The organism is Ruegeria sp. N11 (genome assembly GCF_056531525.1).
In genome coordinates this window covers 199,589-216,634 of the sequence record NZ_JBQFLX010000001.1, presented here as the reverse complement: position 1 = coordinate 216,634, position 17,046 = coordinate 199,589, and the positions used below count along the sequence as shown (strand labels likewise).

Sequence of the window (17,046 nt, the reverse complement as noted above, 5' to 3'; positions counted from 1 at the left end):
GATGCGTTTGGCGACCTACAATATCGAATGGTTCGCCAATTTGTTTGATCGCCAGGATCGTCTGATCGTCGATGACGGCTGGTCCGGCCGCTATGATGTCACCCGGGCCCAGCAGGTCGAGGCGATCGCCAAGGTTCTGACGGCCATCGACGCAGATGCCATTCTGATCGTTGAGGCCCCAAACACCGGCAAAACCCAGAACACGGTCCGTGCGTTGCAGGGTTTTGCGGAAGCCTTCGATTTGCGCACCACTCATGCGGTCATGGGCTTTGCCAATGAAACCCATCAGGAACTGGCACTTTTGTTTGATCCTCAGTTGATGATGGTGCGCCATGATCCAAAGACGCGGTCTGCGCAGCCATTCGATCATCAGACAGCACCCCGGTTTGACACCGAATTCCGGATTGATCTGGATATCGACGCAACCGAGGATGTTGTGCTTTTTTCAAAGCCACCGATGGAATTGGCGGTGGAAACAAAGTCGGGTGCGAAATTTCGCCTGATTGGGGCACATCTGAAATCCAAAGCGCCGCACGGCGCGGAAAGCCGGGACGAGGCGATCCGGATTTCAATTTCCAACCGGCGCAAACAACTGGCGCAGGCGATCTGGCTGGCACGGCGCGTGGAACAGCACATTGCCGAGGACGAACCGGTGATTTTGCTGGGTGACCTTAACGACGGCCCGGGCCTGGACGAGTTCGAGAACCTGTTCGGGCGCTCATCCGTCGAGATTTTGTTGCAGTCCGGTTTGTTTGATCCCAATGCCGCAACTGCATACGGCTCTGTCGGCGGGGAAACACCTTCGACGGCCCGGTTTGTGCGCCGGGACAAGGGAGATTTTCTTGAGGCATTGCTGGATTACATCATGATCAGCGATCCGCTGCGCCAGCGAAATCCGGTCTGGCGAATCTGGCATCCGTTGCGGGACGACGCGATCCGTTCGAACGCGGAATTGCGGGACGCACTGCTGACGGCCTCGGACCATTTTCCCGTAACTCTGGATATTGACCTGTGATCTTTCAACGCCTTCCCGCAGTGCTTATGTTTGGCCCCATGAAACGAGTTCTTTTGATAAGTCTGATCGTGACGTCCACTGCGTTCTCAGCCGGCGCGCAGGAAGATACCGGCAAGTCCCTGATGGAGCGCGGCGCCGAGCTTTTCTTCGAAGGCCTGCGCAAGGAAATGGAGCCCACGCTGGATGATTTGCGCGACCTGGCTGAACAGTTTGGTCCTGCCATGCTGTCCTTTTTTGAGGAAATGGGACCGGCACTGGCAGAAATGACCAAGGAGATACAGGACTGGAGCGTGTACGAAGCGCCCGAGATCCTGCCCAATGGCGATATCATCATCCGCCGGAAACCGCAGGACGACACCCCGCAGATACCCGAGCAGAAAGAAGATCCAGACGAAAGTATGACGGATATCTGAGCGTTTACAGGGGATTACCCCTTGATGATGACCTTGGTCTCTGACTTCAACGCCTGAGCCAGAGAGCCGAAGCGTGCTTCGGCGGTTTCGTTGAACAGCGGTTCGGCAGCTTTCGGCAAAATCAGATCCAACTGGCGTTTCTTTGGGAAATAACGAAGTTTGCCCATCGTGGCGTCATTCTTCATCCACAGCATTGCGCCAAAACGCATTGCCTTGCCCAGAATCTCGGCCTGCTTCTGACTCTTTTCATCCAGCAGTTCATATTGTGGCGCGAACCGGTTGCCTTCGCGTTTGTTGCGGTAGCGGTGCTGCAACGCCAGACCAATGAACACCCGTTCCGAATGCTTCAGCCCACCCAGGTTGGCGCGGGTCACGTAGTCGAAACAGACCTCTGCCCGGTAATCGGGATGAGCGCGCCAACTGACATCGTGCAGAAGGCACGCGGCCTTGACCAACCGGACGCGGGTTGACGGGGCCGATTTGAACAGCGGCATGACGAAATCGAACAGGTGTTTTCCAAAACCGGGCAGACGGGCGTCCTTGGCTTCCGAAAAGCGGCTGGCTTCGATCAATGGATCGCAATCGCGCAGGCTTTGCGGCATCTGTTCGTACAGAAGCCCTTCGCGGATTCCATAGCTTGAAATGGCGATGTCCTTGGGTTTGAACGTCCGGATCAGTCGGGACAGCACATCCATCGCATAAGGGATCAGTGCCATGCGCGAGCTGGACACACCGGCCCGGCTGCGCAGTTTCTCGGGGTCGCCCTTTTCGATGAACCGGATGGTTTCGCGCACCTGCCTGTGGGTCATCCTGTACTCATGCAGAACGTTCAGCGGATAACCCCGCCGCAGCATGTCCAGCCGCGCAAAAGCGCGCCAGCTGCCGCCCACCAGGAACAGGCGATCCCGCTGGGGGCCCAACTGATCGCGCAACTCTTCCATGGTGGATTTGATGTGCGCCTTGCGGGCACGACGCCCGCCCTTGATGTCCCGCAGTTTCAGCGGACCCAGCGCCGATGTCACGCGGCGGCCGGTCTGGCCTTCGCCGATCTCGGCCAGTTCCATGGATGAACCGCCAATATCGCAGATCAGACCGTATGCACCCGGCCATCCCAGAAGCACGCCTTGAGCGGAAAAACGGGCCTCTTCCAGACCATCGATGATTGAAACGTGCAGACCGGTTTCGGCTTTGACCTCGTCGCAAAACTCCTGCCCGTCCTTGGCTTCGCGTACCGCGGCGGTTGCGACAACGTGCAGACCGGGCAGATCAAGGTTGTCGGCCAGATGCTGGAACCGGCGCAGGGCATCCAAAGCGCGAACACGCCCTCTGGGGTTCAGGTGCCCGGTCTCCGACAGACCCGCGCCCAGTTCGCACATCACCTTTTCGTTGTAGAAATACGCGGGTGAGCGGGCGGCCCCGTCAAATATGACCATACGGACCGAGTTCGACCCGACATCGACAACACCGACCCGGGACAAGTCCCTGACGCGGGGATCAGAAAATAGCGGTCTTCCGAAAGGTCCCCAGTCGGGGATGGTGGTATCGATAGTCTGATCCATGTCTTTCCCAGATATTCCTGTCTCAGGATGCGAAATCACCGGATTCGGGTCAATCTCTTCAATGGCCGTCGCCGGCATGGTGTTTCAGAACCCGGATCGCCAGCGCCCGTGTGATGTCGCGCCTTTCCGACAGTGCAAGTTTGTCCAACTGGGCCACCACGTCTGCCGCAGTTTCGAAACGCCGGTCCATGTGCTTGACCAGATAGGAAATCACCTCGGGTCCGGGGTTGAGCTGCCGGTCCACGAACAGCTTGGCCAGCACGGCCCCCAGAAGGGCGTCATCAGGCGGGTCCAGGGCGACCTGATGGGCGCCTTCGATACGGCTTTGCAAATCGGCCAGAGGCAGCTGCCAAAGCTTCGGCGCCAGCCGTCCGGTCATCAACAGCGCGTGGCCTTCGGCCAGAACAAGATTGTGCAGATGAAACAGCGTTTTCTGTTTTTCAGCGTCGGCTGCGATCATGGGTACATCTTCGACCGCGACCGAAGTCCGGGCCAACTCGGGCACCTCGCCGTGCTTCAGATCGGTGGCCGAAATGATCCGTCCGCCGCTTTCCGCCGCCCATACATGCGACAGATGTGTTTTCCCCGAACCTGCCGGCCCGCTGAGCACCAGTTTGTTGCCTGGCCAGGACGAGGCGGAAATCATCGCCACCGCCAGAGCATTGGCGGGGGAAACAAAAAAATCCTCGCGTCCCAGCGCGGTTTTCGCCGGAAGGTCAAAGCTGAGCTGGCGTGCCATTTACTTGTCTTCCTGATCCAGCCCTTCCAGCCCGGTATACAGGCGGCTTTCCAGATATTTCGAAGTGGCAAACCGGGCCAGTACGCCGAGTGCTGCGGCGACCGGAACAGCCACCAACATGCCCACAAAACCGAACAGTGCCCCAAACACGGACAGCGCCAGCAGCAGCCAGACCGGATGCAGGCCGACCGAATTGCCGACAAGTTTGGGTGTCAGGAAATTGCCTTCGGTCACTTGCCCAAGTGCGAATACACCAGCGACCAGCCCGATATGGGCCCAGTCACCCCAGAACTGAAACAGCGCCAGCCCGATCGCCAGCGTGCCGCCGATCAGCGCCCCCAGATACGGGATGAAGGTGACGAGTCCGGCAATGAACCCGACAATCAGTCCGAACTGCAGACCGACAAGCATCAGCGCGATGGCATAGTACGTGCCGAGGATCAGACAGACCGTTCCCATGCCCCGTACGAACGAGGCCAGGACATCATCGATTTCCCCGGCCAGTTTCTTGATTGTCGGCGCATGGTCACGCGGCAAAAGCTCGGCTATACGCGCAATCATGCGGTCCCAGTCCAGCAGCAGGTAAACGGTAACCACCGGCACGATGACCAGCAAAACGACCACGTTTATTGCCGACCCCAACGAGGCGACGACCGTTTGCAGGACATCGCCGGTCTTCGACTTCAGGGTCTCGCCAAGAGAAACCAGAAACTGATGCGAGTTGGACTGACGGTCCAGAAGGGACGGGAATTGTCGTTCGATAAACCCGCGCAGTTCCTTGAACAGGCTGGGCATGATCTCGACCAGATCGATCAGCTGAGTGATCAATGCGGGAACAACCATCAGGATCGCCAGGACGAAACCCAGCACACCGACTACGGTAATGATGCCCGTCGCCGCCATGCGCGAGAGACCCAGATTTTCAAGCCGATCCGCGACCGGATCCAGAAAATATGCAATCGCACCACCGATGACGAAGGGCAGAAGCACGTCCCCAAGAGCCCACAAAAGAAGGGCAATCACCACTGCGGCGATGCCCCAGTATCTGAGCTGATCCTTAACGGGCAAGGCCATATCGGTCCCCTGAGTTTGGCTCTTGCACGTGTTCTTGGCCCATGCGCGCCCGCGATGCAAGTGGTTCATGCCCGCTGAGATTTTGGGGTGTCAGCTGTGCAATGTTCCCAGTTCAGGGGTTTCCTCATCCGCCATTTCATCTGACCAGTTTGTGCGCCAGATCTCTGCCGACCAGTGCCCGCAATGGACTGCGGGCCGGTCAAAGCCGGGTAGGGGTGGCAATTGGGGTTGGATGACAACATCATGACGCGGCACGGCGAAATACGGAAAGGAATACCGTTCCCGCCCCGAGCGGTTGACGACCCGGTGCGGAGTTGATTTCAACCGTCCCCCTGACCAAAGCTCCAGCATGTCGCCGATATTGACGACAAAGCCACCGGGCGGGCAATCCGGAGTAATCCAGTCTCCGGCCCGCGTCTGAACCTCAAGCCCGCCGACGGGATCGGGCGCGATGATGGTCAGTGCGTCGGTGTCTTTGTGCGGATGAATCCCATAGCCCGCTTCCTCGGCGGCCTGAGGCGGGTAATGCAGCAAAGTCATATTGGTCATCGGGTCGCGGAACGCGTCGCGCAGACTGTCCGGCTCAAGCTTCAACCCGACTTCCAGCGCCCCAAGCAAATGGTCTGTGACGCGATCCAGTTCAGCCCAGTATTTCAGGATGACGTCCTGTGCGCCCGGGACTTCGCGCGGCCAGAGATTTGGCCCATAAAGGGCGCAGTCCTGACGGATACGCGCATCCGATGGGGTTTCGAAGTGCAACTTGTAGCCTTCGTATTTGTCGGCGGTCCCCGATCCGTCGTTCGGGGTAAAAAACCCCATGGGAATATAGCCGCGATAATTGTCACGGGTGATGGCCTGATCCCATTTGCTGCTGTCATCGATGCCGAAGATCTCACGAACGCAGTCCCGAACCTGCTCGACCATATTCGGGGGAACACCGGTGCCTGTAATCGATAGGAAGCCGATGCTGGTGCAAGCGTCCAGGATTTGCTGAACGGTGGTGTCAAAGCCCGGATGAGCCTTGTCGTTCAGGGGGGCAATGTCGATTGTAGGTATATGGTCCATCAGTTGATCCTCACCCCTTGGCGTTCAAGTTCGGCGTGAACCGGGCTCAGGTTCAATTCGTGCACGTCCTGATTGCTTTTGAGGGACAACGCCGCTGCAATTCCGGCGCCCTGACCCATGACAGCACAACAGGCCATGTTTCGGGTCGCGGCATGGGCGACGCGGTCTGCGCCGTGCGAACGCCCCGCCACCAGCAGGCCCTGCACACCTTTTGGCAGCATGGATCGGTAAGGGACCTGCATGTATCGGCCTGTGGTCGGCAAGATCAGGATGCCATAGCCGTCGATGAACTCGGGGTAGATGCCGATCGTGTCTTCGAACCGACCCTGATGGCGAGCGTCATCCTCGGTCATGTTATAGATCGCGTCGATCTTACGGGTGTCGCGGATGCCGATCGTCATCCCGAAGTTTCGCAGACGGGCGTTTTCACAACCGGGCATGAACCGGCGCAGCGCCTCGATGGCCAGCATCGACTGACGTCGGCCTTCGATCTCGCCGCGCGTCAGGCTGTCGGGGTCGGTGCCGTCTATCTCGGCCAGATGGATGAGGTTCATGTAGGTCAGCTCACCCGTGTCATGCATTGCGCCCCATGTACCGGCGATGGTGTTCAGGTGCGGCGGGATCAGCCCTTCATCAATGGCCTGTTGGAACGGTTTGTGCACGAAGGGCGAGAACATGTCGTCTTCTTTGCCGCTCGTCTCGATGTTCCACTCACCGCCGCCGCCCCAGTCCTTATAGGTCTGCGGGTCGGATTTGACACCTTCCATGAATGCGCGCTTGTCGACACCGGCCAGATGGAACATGACCGAGGCCGCCATCATGTCTTCGCGTGGGGTCTTGTGGGTCGGTGCGCCTGCACGGTGAGCCACATCAGCGTCCCCGGTGGCATCAATCACCACCTTGGCCAGTATCGCCTCGCGCCCTGCCTTGGATTCGGTGATGATCCCGGTGATCCTGTTGCCTTCCATGATCGGCGCAACAAACTGACGGTGCAGCATCGGATGCACGCCAGCCTCTTCGACCAGCTTGTCTGCCACCAGTTTGAAGCCTTCGCTGTCGAGCTCATAGCTCAGCGACTGGCTTTCCGGCACCGCAGCGCCCATCTCCTTGGCACGGGTTTCGAACTCCATGCCGATGCCGCCAGCTTCGACCGTCTGTTCGTGGCGATACCAGGCGAAACCTTCGACCCCGACAGCGGTGATGTTCCCCCCCATGCAACCGAAGCGGTCGACCAAGGACACTTCCGCCCCCGCCCGTGCCGCTGCCAGTGCGGCGGCAAGGCCAGCGGGGCCGGAACCTACAACAAGAACGTCGGTCTGATGAACTACGGGGATCTGGCGGGCGGGTTCCTGAATGGTTTGCACGGGGACCTCCTGAGAAAATGTTCTCGCTACCATCTTGAATGCTGACTGGCGGGTCAATCAAAAAACCGACTGCTCCGAGGTCGCAAAATCGCCAATGGCCGATTGCCCCCGGCGGGGCTTTGCAATAAGCAGCTTTGAAGTCGAATTCTCACCTTTGAAGGTCATACAATGCGCCTCAGCCGTTACTTTCTGCCCGTTCTCAAGGAAACCCCCTCCGAGGCTCAGATCGTCAGCCACCGGCTGATGCTGCGTGCCGGGATGATCAAACAGGCCGCGGCCGGGATTTATTCGTGGCTGCCGTTGGGTTTCAAAGTTCTGCGCAAGTTGGAAAACATCGTGCACGAGGAACAGGCGCGGGCGGGTCATATCGCCATCCAGATGCCTATTTTGCAATCCGCGGACCTGTGGCGCGAATCCGGACGTTACGACGATTACGGTCAGGAAATGCTGCGAATGCAGGACCGTCACGGGCGCGACATGCTGTATACGCCGACGGCCGAGGAACTGGTGACCGACATCTTCCGTGGCCATGTCAGCAGCTACAAGGATCTGCCGCTGACCCTCTATCAGATTCAATGGAAATTCCGCGATGAAATCCGCCCCCGTTTCGGCGTGATGCGTGGTCGTGAATTCTATATGAAGGACGGCTACAATTTCGATCTGACAAAAGAAGACGCGCTGCACGCTTACAACCGCCATCTGGTCAGCTATCTGCGCACGTATGAGCGGATGGGCCTGCAGGCCATCCCGATGCGCGCCGATTCCGGCCCCATTGGTGGCGATGACACGCATGAGTTCCTGGTTTTGGCTGATACCGGCGAGTCCGAAGTTTTCTATGACAGCGCCGTTACCGATCTGACCTTTGGCGACCGCGAGATCGATTATAACAACCGCGAGCAGTGTCAGGCGATCCTCGAGGAGTTCACCTCGAAATACGCGCGCACCGACGAAACCCATGACGAGGCGCTGTTCAACCAGATCCCGGAAGAGCGCCGCCGCGTGGCGCGCGGAATCGAGGTCGGCCAGATATTCTATTTCGGCACCAAGTATTCCGAACCGCTGGGTGCAACCGTGCAAGGCCCCGACGGTAAGCCGGTTCCGGTCCACATGGGCAGCCACGGCATCGGTGTCAGCCGCCTGATCGGCGCGATCATCGAAGCCAGCCATGACGGCAAGGGCATCATCTGGCCCGAGGGCGTGACCCCGTTCCATTGCGGTATCGTCAACCTGAAACAGGGTGATGAAGAAGCGGATACGGCTTGCGAAAGGATCTACAAGGCACTGACCGCGCTGGGGCTTGAGCCGCTTTATGATGACCGCAACGAGCGGGCAGGGGGCAAATTCGCAACCATGGACCTGATCGGCCTGCCGTGGCGCATCACTGTCGGTCCGCGCGGCCTGAAGAACGGCGTGGTCGAACTGACCAGCCGACGCACCGGCGAAAGTGAGGAACTGAGCCCCGAGGCCGCGGTCACCAAGATCGCCGGGATTTATGAGCAGATCGCCTGAGCAGACCGATACGCCGCTGATCTCGGTGATCACGGCGACTTACAACCTGCTGTCCCAAGGGCGGCAGGACAGTTTTCTGGGCGTCATCGACTGCATGGCGCGGCAGAACTGCGTTCGGGCCGAGCATGTCATTCAGGATGGCGCCTCGTCTGATGGAACCACTACGTTTTTGAATGAGGCGACTGCAGACGCCCCGCGTACACGTGTGATCAGTGCACCGGATGCCGGTCTGTACGATGCGATGAACAAGGGGGCACAGGCCGCGCGCGGAACGTATCTGCTGTTCCTGAACTCGGACGACGCTCTGGCGTCAGATGATGTGCTTAACATGGCGGCGGATCGGCTTGAGGCAACCGCGCCCGATTTCCTGTTCGGGTCGACACTGCGCAAACACGCGGACGGATCGGAAAGCCGTGAGAAACGAATGTCACTTACGGCGGTCCTGCAGCGGATGCCGTTCTGCCATAACTCGGTTTTCATTAAACGGGATGTCTTTCTTGCACTGGGCGGACATGACACGCAGTTTCGCGTTGCTGCCGATTACGACCTGATGCTGCGTCTGGTCGGTGGCGGCTATCAGGGTGAGCGGATGGATGATCCGGTCTCGTTGTTCTGGGAAAGAGGTGTGACCAGCGACGATGACGCAACAGGGCAGGACTATGCCCGTGTCTGGATGCAATATTACGCGGATTTCAGAACGGCCCATGGGCTGACGCAGCAGGATTTCTTTGGATACTATCGGCGCGGACACATGCCGGCCAACCTGATGCTTGAAGTTCTGCGTCGACCCGATACGCCCGAGGCGATCAAACGGGCCGCGCGCCATTGTCTGCTAAAGACCCTGCGCCGTTCGGTGCAGTTCTGGCGAAAATTCTAGGCTCTCAACTTAAGTGCCGTTCCGGGATGGACGTGCCGTCAGAACCTCTCCATCTGCCTGCCCGCCATGGGCGACGACAATCGGACGCCCAAGCTTACGCACCAGATCCTTGAATTCGAACCCAAGAAAACGCAGTCCACAGACCCGCTCGCCGGATGTTCTGTCGGTGATGCACAGGCGGCCCTTTCGGAATGCCAGCCTGTATCCTTTGTCTTTCAGGATGTCTGCCAGGCTACCCCAGCTTGCCGCGCTGGCGAATAACGGGCGGATTGCTGCGCGCAGCAGAGCCGCTGTTTCGCAATCGAGTTCTGTTGATGCCGTTCGGGCCACAATAGAACCCGACACCTCAGTCTTCCGTTTAATTAACATGAGCGACCCCCGCTCTGAAATGTATTCCCCCATTACAGGGTGTCAAAATTTCTCAGAATAATCAAAATTTGAAATAAAATTACTCTGAAAATGTTGCATTTTGAGTTCAATAATTCACGCAATACCCGCATTGATATCATAGGTGAAACAATTCAGCGCTGTCTGTGAAGGATGTCACAACTATTGGTATAGCCCGCTTGTTACTCTGTCGCCTTAAGCCCGAGCCCTTCCAGACGGACCGACCGCGTTTGATTCGTTCCGGCATTGCAATTGCCGGGCTGGACACAAGATATCAGAGTGGTAAATCGGTCTGGTTCAGACGGGGGATACGGACGTGCTGAGTTTTGCAACGGTTGTGTATTCCAAGGACTATCCCTTGCTTGAATTGCAGGCGCTGTCATTTGCCCGGTTCGTTGACCCCCGAAGTGTCGCATCGATCCATGTTATCATGAACGACATTGACGAGGCGTCGCTCAGACAGAAGATCGATCCAATCCTGCCGTCCTATGGTCCGTTGCTGCCCAAGGTTAAGGTGCTAAGCGGCGACGACGTATTGCTGGGCACCGGGCATTGTTCAGAACGGCCCTGGCGTGACCGGGTCCTGATCGAGAACCGTTTCCGGATTCCGTTCGCCCGAAAAGGCGGGTGGCGGGGCAACAACGGGTATCGCGCTCAGCAGGTGCTGAAACTGGGTGCCGCACGCGTGGCAGATGCCGAGAATATCGTTATCCTGGATACCAAGAACGTGTTTTTGCGCGCTTTCGAGCAATCTGAGTACTTTTCACAGGATGGCGCTGCCCAAATCCCGTTCATTCCGGTTCAAAGCGATTTTCACCGCAATTGGTTGTCTGAGAGTTTGGAGGCACTTGGGGTTAACAAGCCCGATACCGCCGTTCTTGAAACAACGAACTTTGCGACACCGTTCCCTGTCCGACGATCGCTTGTATTGGCGCTGCTGGACGAAATCAATGCGCGTTACGGTTCGGTGCAGGCCCTCTTTGCGTCGCGGCGGCGGCCGTCCGAGTTCATGCTACTTAACGCGTTTTGTATGGGCTCACCTGAAGGTTACGGACCTTGGTTTCAACCGATTGAAAACAACAGCGTCGGTATGTGGCCCACCTATTCGCCGGATGTTCTGAGTGCGCAGGTGTCACGACTGGACGATCCGCAGTCACTCAGCCTTGGATTGCACAATCGGGCGGTTTCGAAACTACCCGATGATCTGCGCGAACGGGTATTCAGAGCATTGGAAAGCCGCGGCATCAGCGACCCGGCCAGAACAAAGGCTGTATTGGATCAAACTTCGGCCCTTTCCGGCTAGCACAGTCACTGGCGGTGACAAGTCGCTTGACCATCCGGGCAAATGCCGAAAGGGTCGCCGCAAACAGAAAAACCGGAGCAGGCATGGCCACCACACCCCCGCCCTTTGCCCCTTTTGAATGGAAAATCGCCTGGCGTTATCTGCGTGCCCGCCGCGCCGAAGGCGGCGTCAGCGTGATGACCTGGATTTCCCTGATCGGGATCACTCTGGCCGTGTTTGCCCTGATCGCGACCCTGGCGGTGCGGTCCGGGTTCCGGTCCGAGTTTGTCGGCACCATTTTGGGAGCCAACGCGCATGTCACCGTCTATTCGGCTGGCCAGGTCGGCCAGCAGGGCAGTGTTGACAGGACGATTGCGGATTTTGACGGCATGGCTGTGCGGATCGCGCAGGTTGACGGGGTCGAGCGGGCCGCGCCATTGGTCAAGGGACAGGTGCTGATCACCAACCGCGACCGCAGCAGCGGCGTCGAGGTCTTTGGCATTCGCCCCGACGATCTGAGCGATTTGCCGGGTATTGCTGAAAGTGAACAAGCCATTGGTGATCTGTCGGGGTTTCAGGACGGTGAAGAAGTGGTTGCCCTTGGTTCCGGCGTTGCCCGCAGCATCGGGGCGACAGTCGGCGATACGATCAAGCTGACCTCGCCCAACGGGGTCAAAACCGCCTTTGGCACGTCGCCGCGGGTGAATGCTTACCGCGTGGTCTATGTCTTTTCGGCCGGCCGCTACGATATTGACCGGACCCGGGTCTACATGCCGTTTGACAGGGCGCAGAGCTTTTTCAACCGCGAAGGTGTCGCGGATGAGATCGAGGTGATGGTCGCGCAGCCCGAGGCACTGAACCCGATCCTGATCCCGATACTCGAAGCCGCAGGCGAGCGCAGCCAGATCTGGACGTGGCAGGACGCTTCGGGTGGGTTCCTGCGCGCGCTCGAGGTAGAGGACAACGTGATGTTCATCATCCTGTCGATCCTGGTGCTGATCGCGGCGATGAATATCGTCTCTGGCCTGATCATGCTGGTCAAGAACAAGGGGCGGGACATCGGCATCCTGCGCACCATCGGTCTGAGTGAAGGGTCCGTTCTGCGGGTGTTTTTCATTTGCGGGGCATTCACCGGCATCATCGGAACGGTGATGGGCGTGGTCCTTGGATGCCTTTTCGCCATCTATATCGATCCGATTTTTTCCTTCGTGAACTACGTCATGGGAGGCGGTGTCTGGGATCCGTCCATTCGCGGCATCTACGCTTTGCCCGCCGAATTGCACCTGACCGATGTACTCAAGGCAGTCGCGCTTTCGTTGGGTCTGTCCTTTCTTGTCACCTATTTCCCTGCTCGTCGTGCGGCGCGGCTGAACCCGGTTGAGGCGCTGCGCTATGAATGATGTGACGATGCGGCTGAACGGTCTGACCAAGACCTATCTGAGGGGCACTCCGGGCGAGGTTCAGGTTCTGCGCGGTGCAGATCTGGAACTTCGCGCGGGTGAGGCTGTGGCGCTGGTGGCACCGTCGGGTGCCGGAAAGTCGACGCTGCTTCATATTGCCGGGCTTCTTGATGCCCCCGATGCCGGATCGGTTGAAATTGCGGGTCAGGATGCCTCGGGCAAAGGCGACCGTACCCGCACAGCATTGCGGCGGCGCGATGTGGGATTTGTCTATCAGTTCCACCATCTGCTGCCGGAATTCACGGCGCTTGAGAATATAACCCTTCCGCAACTGGCCAATGGCGTATCCGAAAAAGCTGCCCGTGAACGGGCTATGTCACTGCTGGGGCGGGTTGGGGTTGCGTCCCGCGCCGATCATCGCCCGGCGGCCCTGTCAGGAGGAGAGCAACAGCGCGTTGCATTCTGCCGGGCGCTGGCCAATGCGCCGCGCGTTTTGCTGGCGGATGAACCGACCGGCAATCTGGACCCTGAGACCTCGGATCAGGTTTTCGATGCGCTGATGTCACTTGTGCGGGGTGAGGGGCTTTCGGCGTTGATCGCCACTCACAACCCGGATCTGGCCGCGCGGATGGACCGGATCGTGCGGTTGGACGGCGGTGTTCTCAAGCCAGTTGAGTGATGGCGACGCCAACTGCCATAACAGCAATCCCGCCCGCCCGCATCCAGGTTAGGGGTGTGATCTGGGCGCCAAACAGACCAAAATGGTCAATGGCGGCTGCACTGATCAACTGGCCCAGCAGGACAAAGAACACTGCGTTACCGACGCCAAAATGCGGGGCCACGTGGGTGATGGACAACACATAAAAGGCGACCAGAACGCCGCCGAGGAACAGGTGTTTCGGGGCTTCTGAAATTTTTGAAAGCGCGTCGAAGCCGGGAAACACCAACATGACCAGCGCCGAAGCGGTCAGGGCAACGGCGAACAGAACCACTGCCGCCGTGGTCGGCGACCCGATCAGTTTACCCAAGGCCGCATTCAGACCCGCCAGCAGAGGCACGCCGACCCCGGCTGCCAGCATGATGGCTGCGTATTGTGTCATTGCCCGATCCTTTGCCCTTGTTGCGTTGATCTGGATCATTGCCCCTAGCCGCAGAACGGGCAAGCCTGCAATTGCCAATCCTGACAGGAGACTACGATGAGAATGTCCGCCGCCCGGGTCACATTTCTGACAGCCGTCTTTCTGGCGTCCCAAGCGCCAGCGCAGGATGCCGAAAATGGTAGCCATTTGTACCTGCGCCACTGCGCCACCTGTCACGGGATCGAAGCAACGGGTCAGGGTCCGATGGCTGGTGTCTTGGTCATTCAGCCCACTGACCTGACCCAATTGGCGGATGCCAATGGTGTGTTTCCACGGGCAAGAGTTGTGGCACGGATCGACGGGCGCGATCCTCTGGTCTCGCACGGCAGCCCGATGCCTGTGTATGGGCCGTTCTTCGAAGGGCAGGACACGGCCATCAAAACGCATGATGGTCAGCCTATTCTGACGAGCCAGCCGATTGTCGATTTGGTCGCCTATCTGGAAACGCTGCAAAAGTGACGGTGATCAGCTGCAAATGCCGTTGATTTCCGCGCCCCGCCACGGCAGGGCGACGTCGCGCTCGCGCCCCTTCTCGGGCAGCGGTGACAGGTCAAAGTGCACACCCAGCATGTCGTGCAGACGCTGCGTGCGGGCCGCCTGGGGATCCAGCGCCCGGCAGCATACATATTCCTCGACGATCGCGCCCTGTTGTTCGAATCCGTAAGAAAGAAAGTCAGGCGAAGTTGCGAGGTCGAACAAATAGGGATCCTTGCGTCCGCCATGTTCTGCCGCTGCGCGTAATGGATGATACCCGGTGGTTTCGCGGTTTTGCCACTGCCAGACATGGGTCAATTCATGCGCCAGCAGCATCGCGGCAATCAGGTTCATTTCGTCCGGAAATCCGGACATGTAATTCTCAAGATACCAGTCACGCGAGAAATAGACCCGGTTGAACAGGGCCACTGCGGCAGGGGTGCTGGTGACAAGCCCCTCTTCGGCCGGTGGCAGAATGCGATCCCGGCAGGCCAGACGCGGTCGCGACTCGCGGTAGTATGTAATGGGCAGCACGGGCGCGCCATCGACAAGTCGGACGCGATCAATGTTCAGGCTTTTGCCCTGAATGGTATCGGTAAACGCGCGTTCGGTCTCTGTCAGCGGGCGGCTGCAGGACGCAAGTAGAAACAGGGCGACTAGCATAACGCGAGTGATCATGCCTTGCAGCCTAGTACGACGCATTCCGCCTGCAAGGTGATTTTAGAGGCTCATCGCCAGAACACGGCTGATTTCTGTCAACGACCGTCCGGATTGCTCCATCCATGTGTTGAAAGCCTGCTGTACTGCGGCCATTGCCTTTTTCGACGTAGCGGGCTTATCAATGATGCCCTCGGCGATCAGCCGTGCGGTGACGTCCTGTGACAATATGAAACTGTCACGCCCGGCAAACCGCATTGCATATTGAGCCGAAGCCCCTCCAAGGCGCGCCCCGCGTTTGGCCAGCATGGCCAGCAGGCCAATGTAGTCGTACGAAGGCCAGCCGCCCAGTACCTGACCCGCTCCGCCTTCTTCACGCAGTTCCAGCAGAAACGCGGCGTTGTCCCGCACGGCGGCGATCTTTGTTCCGTTGCGCACGATACGCGTGTCCTGCAGCAGGCTGTCGAACTTTTCGTCGTCCATGAAGGCGCACCGCCCGACATCAAATCCGTCAAATGCCGTTTCGAACCCATCCCACTTGGATTCGATGACTTTCCAGCTGAATCCCGCCTGAAAAATGGTCTTTGTTATTGTCGACAACCAACGGTCGTCCGGCATGGCGGCCAGCTCAGCGGCGCTTTTGGGTTTGCTCAGCTTTTCCTCCAGCCTGTCGGGGCCTCCATGCCGGCCGGCGGCAATGCTGTAGATTTCGTCAAAATGGCGCATCATTCGGTTCCTCCGGCGCTAGTGTTTCCTTTTTGTTCCTTTCTGGCAAGGGGGCAAGTTGCGCCCGGTTGGCCGGATTCAATAGATCGCGACTATTGCGAAATGCAGAAATTTAGACGGTTTTGCAAAGAAATGCTCGACAAAACAGGGGATTCGGGTTTGTGATTGACTCGTCAATCAATGTCCGGTGCCCTGGCAAACCTCAGCAACAAGCCAGGACGTTGCAATTGCGTTGCAAAGCGGGTGGGGGAAATCGCGCCAAAAAAGTGAAATTAGCTTAGCTCTGGTGTCAGTGTTCACTTTCCTTTTCCGGCTAAATTTGTGCATGTTGCGACATGGTATTGTCACCAGACAAGTCAGCCGGCGTAAAAACGCGTCGGGGTGGGCAAAACAAAGAAGACAGGGAGAAAAATCATGAAAAAACTGAGTGTAAGCCTTTTGGCCCTTGCGGTCGCGGGATCGGCACAGGCGGCGGATATGGGCGCCGTGGACGAGCCGATCAAGCTGGCGATCAACGAATGGACCGGTCAGCACGTTACAACGCATGTCGCGGGCGAGATGCTGAAGGCCGCAGGATATAACGTTGAATACGTGACGGCAGGCATGATGAACCAGTTCCAGGCGCTGGCCGATGGCGACATCGACGCAACGCTGGAAATCTGGTCGTCCAACGTGTCGGACGAATATGCCAAGAAAATCGACGAAGGCACCGTGGTCGAAATCGGCGATCTTGGGCTGGATGCCAAAGAAGGTATCGCATACCCGGCCCATGTGGCCGATCTGTGCCCCGGCCTGCCTGCTTGGGAAGCGCTGAAAGACTGCGCGCAGGTCTTTGCCACGGCCGAGACACTGCCCGGCGGGCGTCTGGTCGACTATCCTGCGGACTGGGGTACACCCGGCGCGGATCGTATGACGGGTCTTGAACTGCCGTTCAAAGCGGTTCCTGCGGGCTCGGAAGGTGCTCTGATCGCGGAACTGCGCGCTTCGACTGAACGCAAGTCGCCGCTGCTGATCACATTCTGGCAGCCGCACTGGGCGATGTCGGCCTATGACGTGCAATTCGTTGACCTGCCTGCGGGCGAAGAGGCTTGCTTTAACGATCCGGCCTGGGGTCCGAACCCGAACGCGGTGAATGATTGCGACTTCTCGCCTTCGCGCATCTTCAAAGCCGGTTGGAGCGGCATGGAGGAGAAATGGCCGGCTGCGTACGAGATCCTGACCAACTATCAACTGGCGGTCGAAGACCAGCAGCCGATGATGGGTGCGATCGACGTTGATGGCGGCTCGGTCGAAGAAGTTGTCGCTGCATGGATGGCCGAGAATGAAGGCAAATGGCGTCCGGTCGTCGACGCGGCAACCAAGTGAG

Annotated in this window: 18 protein-coding genes; 9 read left to right on the top strand and 9 right to left on the bottom strand. The window is 58.5% G+C overall.

The features are described 5' to 3' along the window. Position 1: 1 nt before the first annotated feature. Both ACR0J8_RS01115 and ACR0J8_RS01110 read left to right on the top strand, forming a co-directional pair. Positions 2–1,015 carry an endonuclease/exonuclease/phosphatase family protein gene (locus tag ACR0J8_RS01115; protein ID WP_170681990.1) on the top strand — a complete coding sequence of 338 codons (1,014 nt, stop codon included), beginning with the start codon at positions 2–4 and terminating at the stop codon, positions 1,013–1,015. 38 nt (positions 1,016–1,053) lie between these two features. Further along, positions 1,054–1,428, top strand: a complete 375-nt coding sequence (locus ACR0J8_RS01110; RefSeq protein ID WP_480525710.1) for a hypothetical protein — start codon at positions 1,054–1,056, stop codon at positions 1,426–1,428. 14 nt (positions 1,429–1,442) lie between these two features. Here ACR0J8_RS01110 and ACR0J8_RS01105 read toward each other — a convergent pair whose 3' ends face one another. The 5 genes from ACR0J8_RS01105 to ACR0J8_RS01085 form a co-directional block, all read right to left on the bottom strand. Then, on the bottom strand, positions 1,443–2,987 hold the full coding sequence (locus ACR0J8_RS01105; protein ID WP_480525712.1) for a Ppx/GppA family phosphatase: 1,545 nt from the start codon (positions 2,985–2,987) through the stop codon (positions 1,443–1,445). A 58-nt stretch (positions 2,988–3,045) separates the two neighbouring features. Continuing rightward, complete coding sequence (locus ACR0J8_RS01100; protein ID WP_480525713.1) at positions 3,046–3,726, bottom strand: P-loop NTPase family protein; 681 nt, start codon at positions 3,724–3,726, stop codon at positions 3,046–3,048. Next, a complete protein-coding gene (locus ACR0J8_RS01095; protein WP_170609960.1) occupies positions 3,727–4,800 on the bottom strand; it encodes an AI-2E family transporter in 1,074 nt (357 codons plus the stop codon). Between the two features lie 90 nt (positions 4,801–4,890). Next, entirely contained in the window at positions 4,891–5,865 is a 975-nt protein-coding gene (locus tag ACR0J8_RS01090) for an isopenicillin N synthase family dioxygenase (protein ID WP_480525715.1), read from the bottom strand. Further along, entirely contained in the window at positions 5,865–7,229 is a 1,365-nt protein-coding gene (locus tag ACR0J8_RS01085) for an FAD-dependent oxidoreductase (RefSeq protein WP_480440466.1), read from the bottom strand. Before ACR0J8_RS01085 ends, ACR0J8_RS01090 begins: the two co-directional genes overlap by 1 nt. 168 nt (positions 7,230–7,397) lie before the next feature. On the opposite strand from ACR0J8_RS01085, the gene proS reads away from it, so the two are divergent. Beyond that, on the top strand, positions 7,398–8,738 hold the full coding sequence (gene proS / locus ACR0J8_RS01080; RefSeq protein WP_480888725.1) for a proline--tRNA ligase: 1,341 nt from the start codon (positions 7,398–7,400) through the stop codon (positions 8,736–8,738). Next, positions 8,722–9,615, top strand: coding sequence for a glycosyltransferase (locus tag ACR0J8_RS01075; RefSeq protein WP_480525719.1), 894 nt, complete (start codon positions 8,722–8,724; stop codon positions 9,613–9,615). Before proS ends, ACR0J8_RS01075 begins: the two co-directional genes overlap by 17 nt. 9 nt (positions 9,616–9,624) lie before the next feature. Here the strand turns inward: ACR0J8_RS01075 and ACR0J8_RS01070 are convergent, their stop codons facing one another. Beyond that, the gene (locus tag ACR0J8_RS01070) at positions 9,625–9,960 is read right to left on the bottom strand and encodes a hypothetical protein (RefSeq protein ID WP_480525721.1); all 336 of its coding nucleotides are present in this window, start codon (positions 9,958–9,960) and stop codon (positions 9,625–9,627) included. Positions 9,961–10,318: 358 nt separating this feature from the next. On the opposite strand from ACR0J8_RS01070, the gene ACR0J8_RS01065 reads away from it, so the two are divergent. The 3 genes from ACR0J8_RS01065 to ACR0J8_RS01055 all read left to right on the top strand — a co-directional run bounded on the left by ACR0J8_RS01065 (position 10,319) and on the right by ACR0J8_RS01055 (position 13,363). Further along, the gene (locus tag ACR0J8_RS01065) at positions 10,319–11,305 is read left to right on the top strand and encodes a DUF6492 family protein (protein WP_480525722.1); all 987 of its coding nucleotides are present in this window, start codon (positions 10,319–10,321) and stop codon (positions 11,303–11,305) included. Between the two features lie 83 nt (positions 11,306–11,388). Then, complete coding sequence (locus ACR0J8_RS01060) at positions 11,389–12,684, top strand: lipoprotein-releasing ABC transporter permease subunit (RefSeq protein WP_480525724.1); 1,296 nt, start codon at positions 11,389–11,391, stop codon at positions 12,682–12,684. Further along, positions 12,677–13,363 carry an ABC transporter ATP-binding protein gene (locus ACR0J8_RS01055; RefSeq protein WP_170609973.1) on the top strand — a complete coding sequence of 229 codons (687 nt, stop codon included), beginning with the start codon at positions 12,677–12,679 and terminating at the stop codon, positions 13,361–13,363. The genes ACR0J8_RS01060 and ACR0J8_RS01055 overlap by 8 nt, the downstream gene beginning before the upstream one ends. Here ACR0J8_RS01055 and ACR0J8_RS01050 read toward each other — a convergent pair. After that, complete coding sequence (locus ACR0J8_RS01050; protein ID WP_170609975.1) at positions 13,347–13,784, bottom strand: DMT family transporter; 438 nt, start codon at positions 13,782–13,784, stop codon at positions 13,347–13,349. The two genes, ACR0J8_RS01055 and ACR0J8_RS01050, sit on opposite strands and share 17 nt — an antisense overlap. A gap of 96 nt (positions 13,785–13,880) precedes the next feature. Here ACR0J8_RS01050 and ACR0J8_RS01045 point away from each other — a divergent pair, with 96 nt between their 5' ends. Beyond that, complete coding sequence (locus ACR0J8_RS01045; protein ID WP_480525726.1) at positions 13,881–14,282, top strand: c-type cytochrome; 402 nt, start codon at positions 13,881–13,883, stop codon at positions 14,280–14,282. Positions 14,283–14,288: 6 nt separating this feature from the next. Here ACR0J8_RS01045 and ACR0J8_RS01040 read toward each other — a convergent pair whose 3' ends face one another. Beyond that, positions 14,289–14,975 (bottom strand): hypothetical protein, encoded by a 687-nt coding sequence (locus tag ACR0J8_RS01040; RefSeq protein WP_170681977.1) that lies wholly within the window; start codon positions 14,973–14,975, stop codon positions 14,289–14,291. Positions 14,976–15,017: 42 nt separating this feature from the next. After that, the gene (locus ACR0J8_RS01035) at positions 15,018–15,680 is read right to left on the bottom strand and encodes a DNA-3-methyladenine glycosylase I (RefSeq protein ID WP_480525739.1); all 663 of its coding nucleotides are present in this window, start codon (positions 15,678–15,680) and stop codon (positions 15,018–15,020) included. 414 nt (positions 15,681–16,094) lie between these two features. Here ACR0J8_RS01035 and ACR0J8_RS01030 point away from each other — a divergent pair, with 414 nt between their 5' ends. Then, entirely contained in the window at positions 16,095–17,045 is a 951-nt protein-coding gene (locus ACR0J8_RS01030; protein ID WP_170609981.1) for an ABC transporter substrate-binding protein, read from the top strand. Position 17,046: the final 1 nt, after the last annotated feature.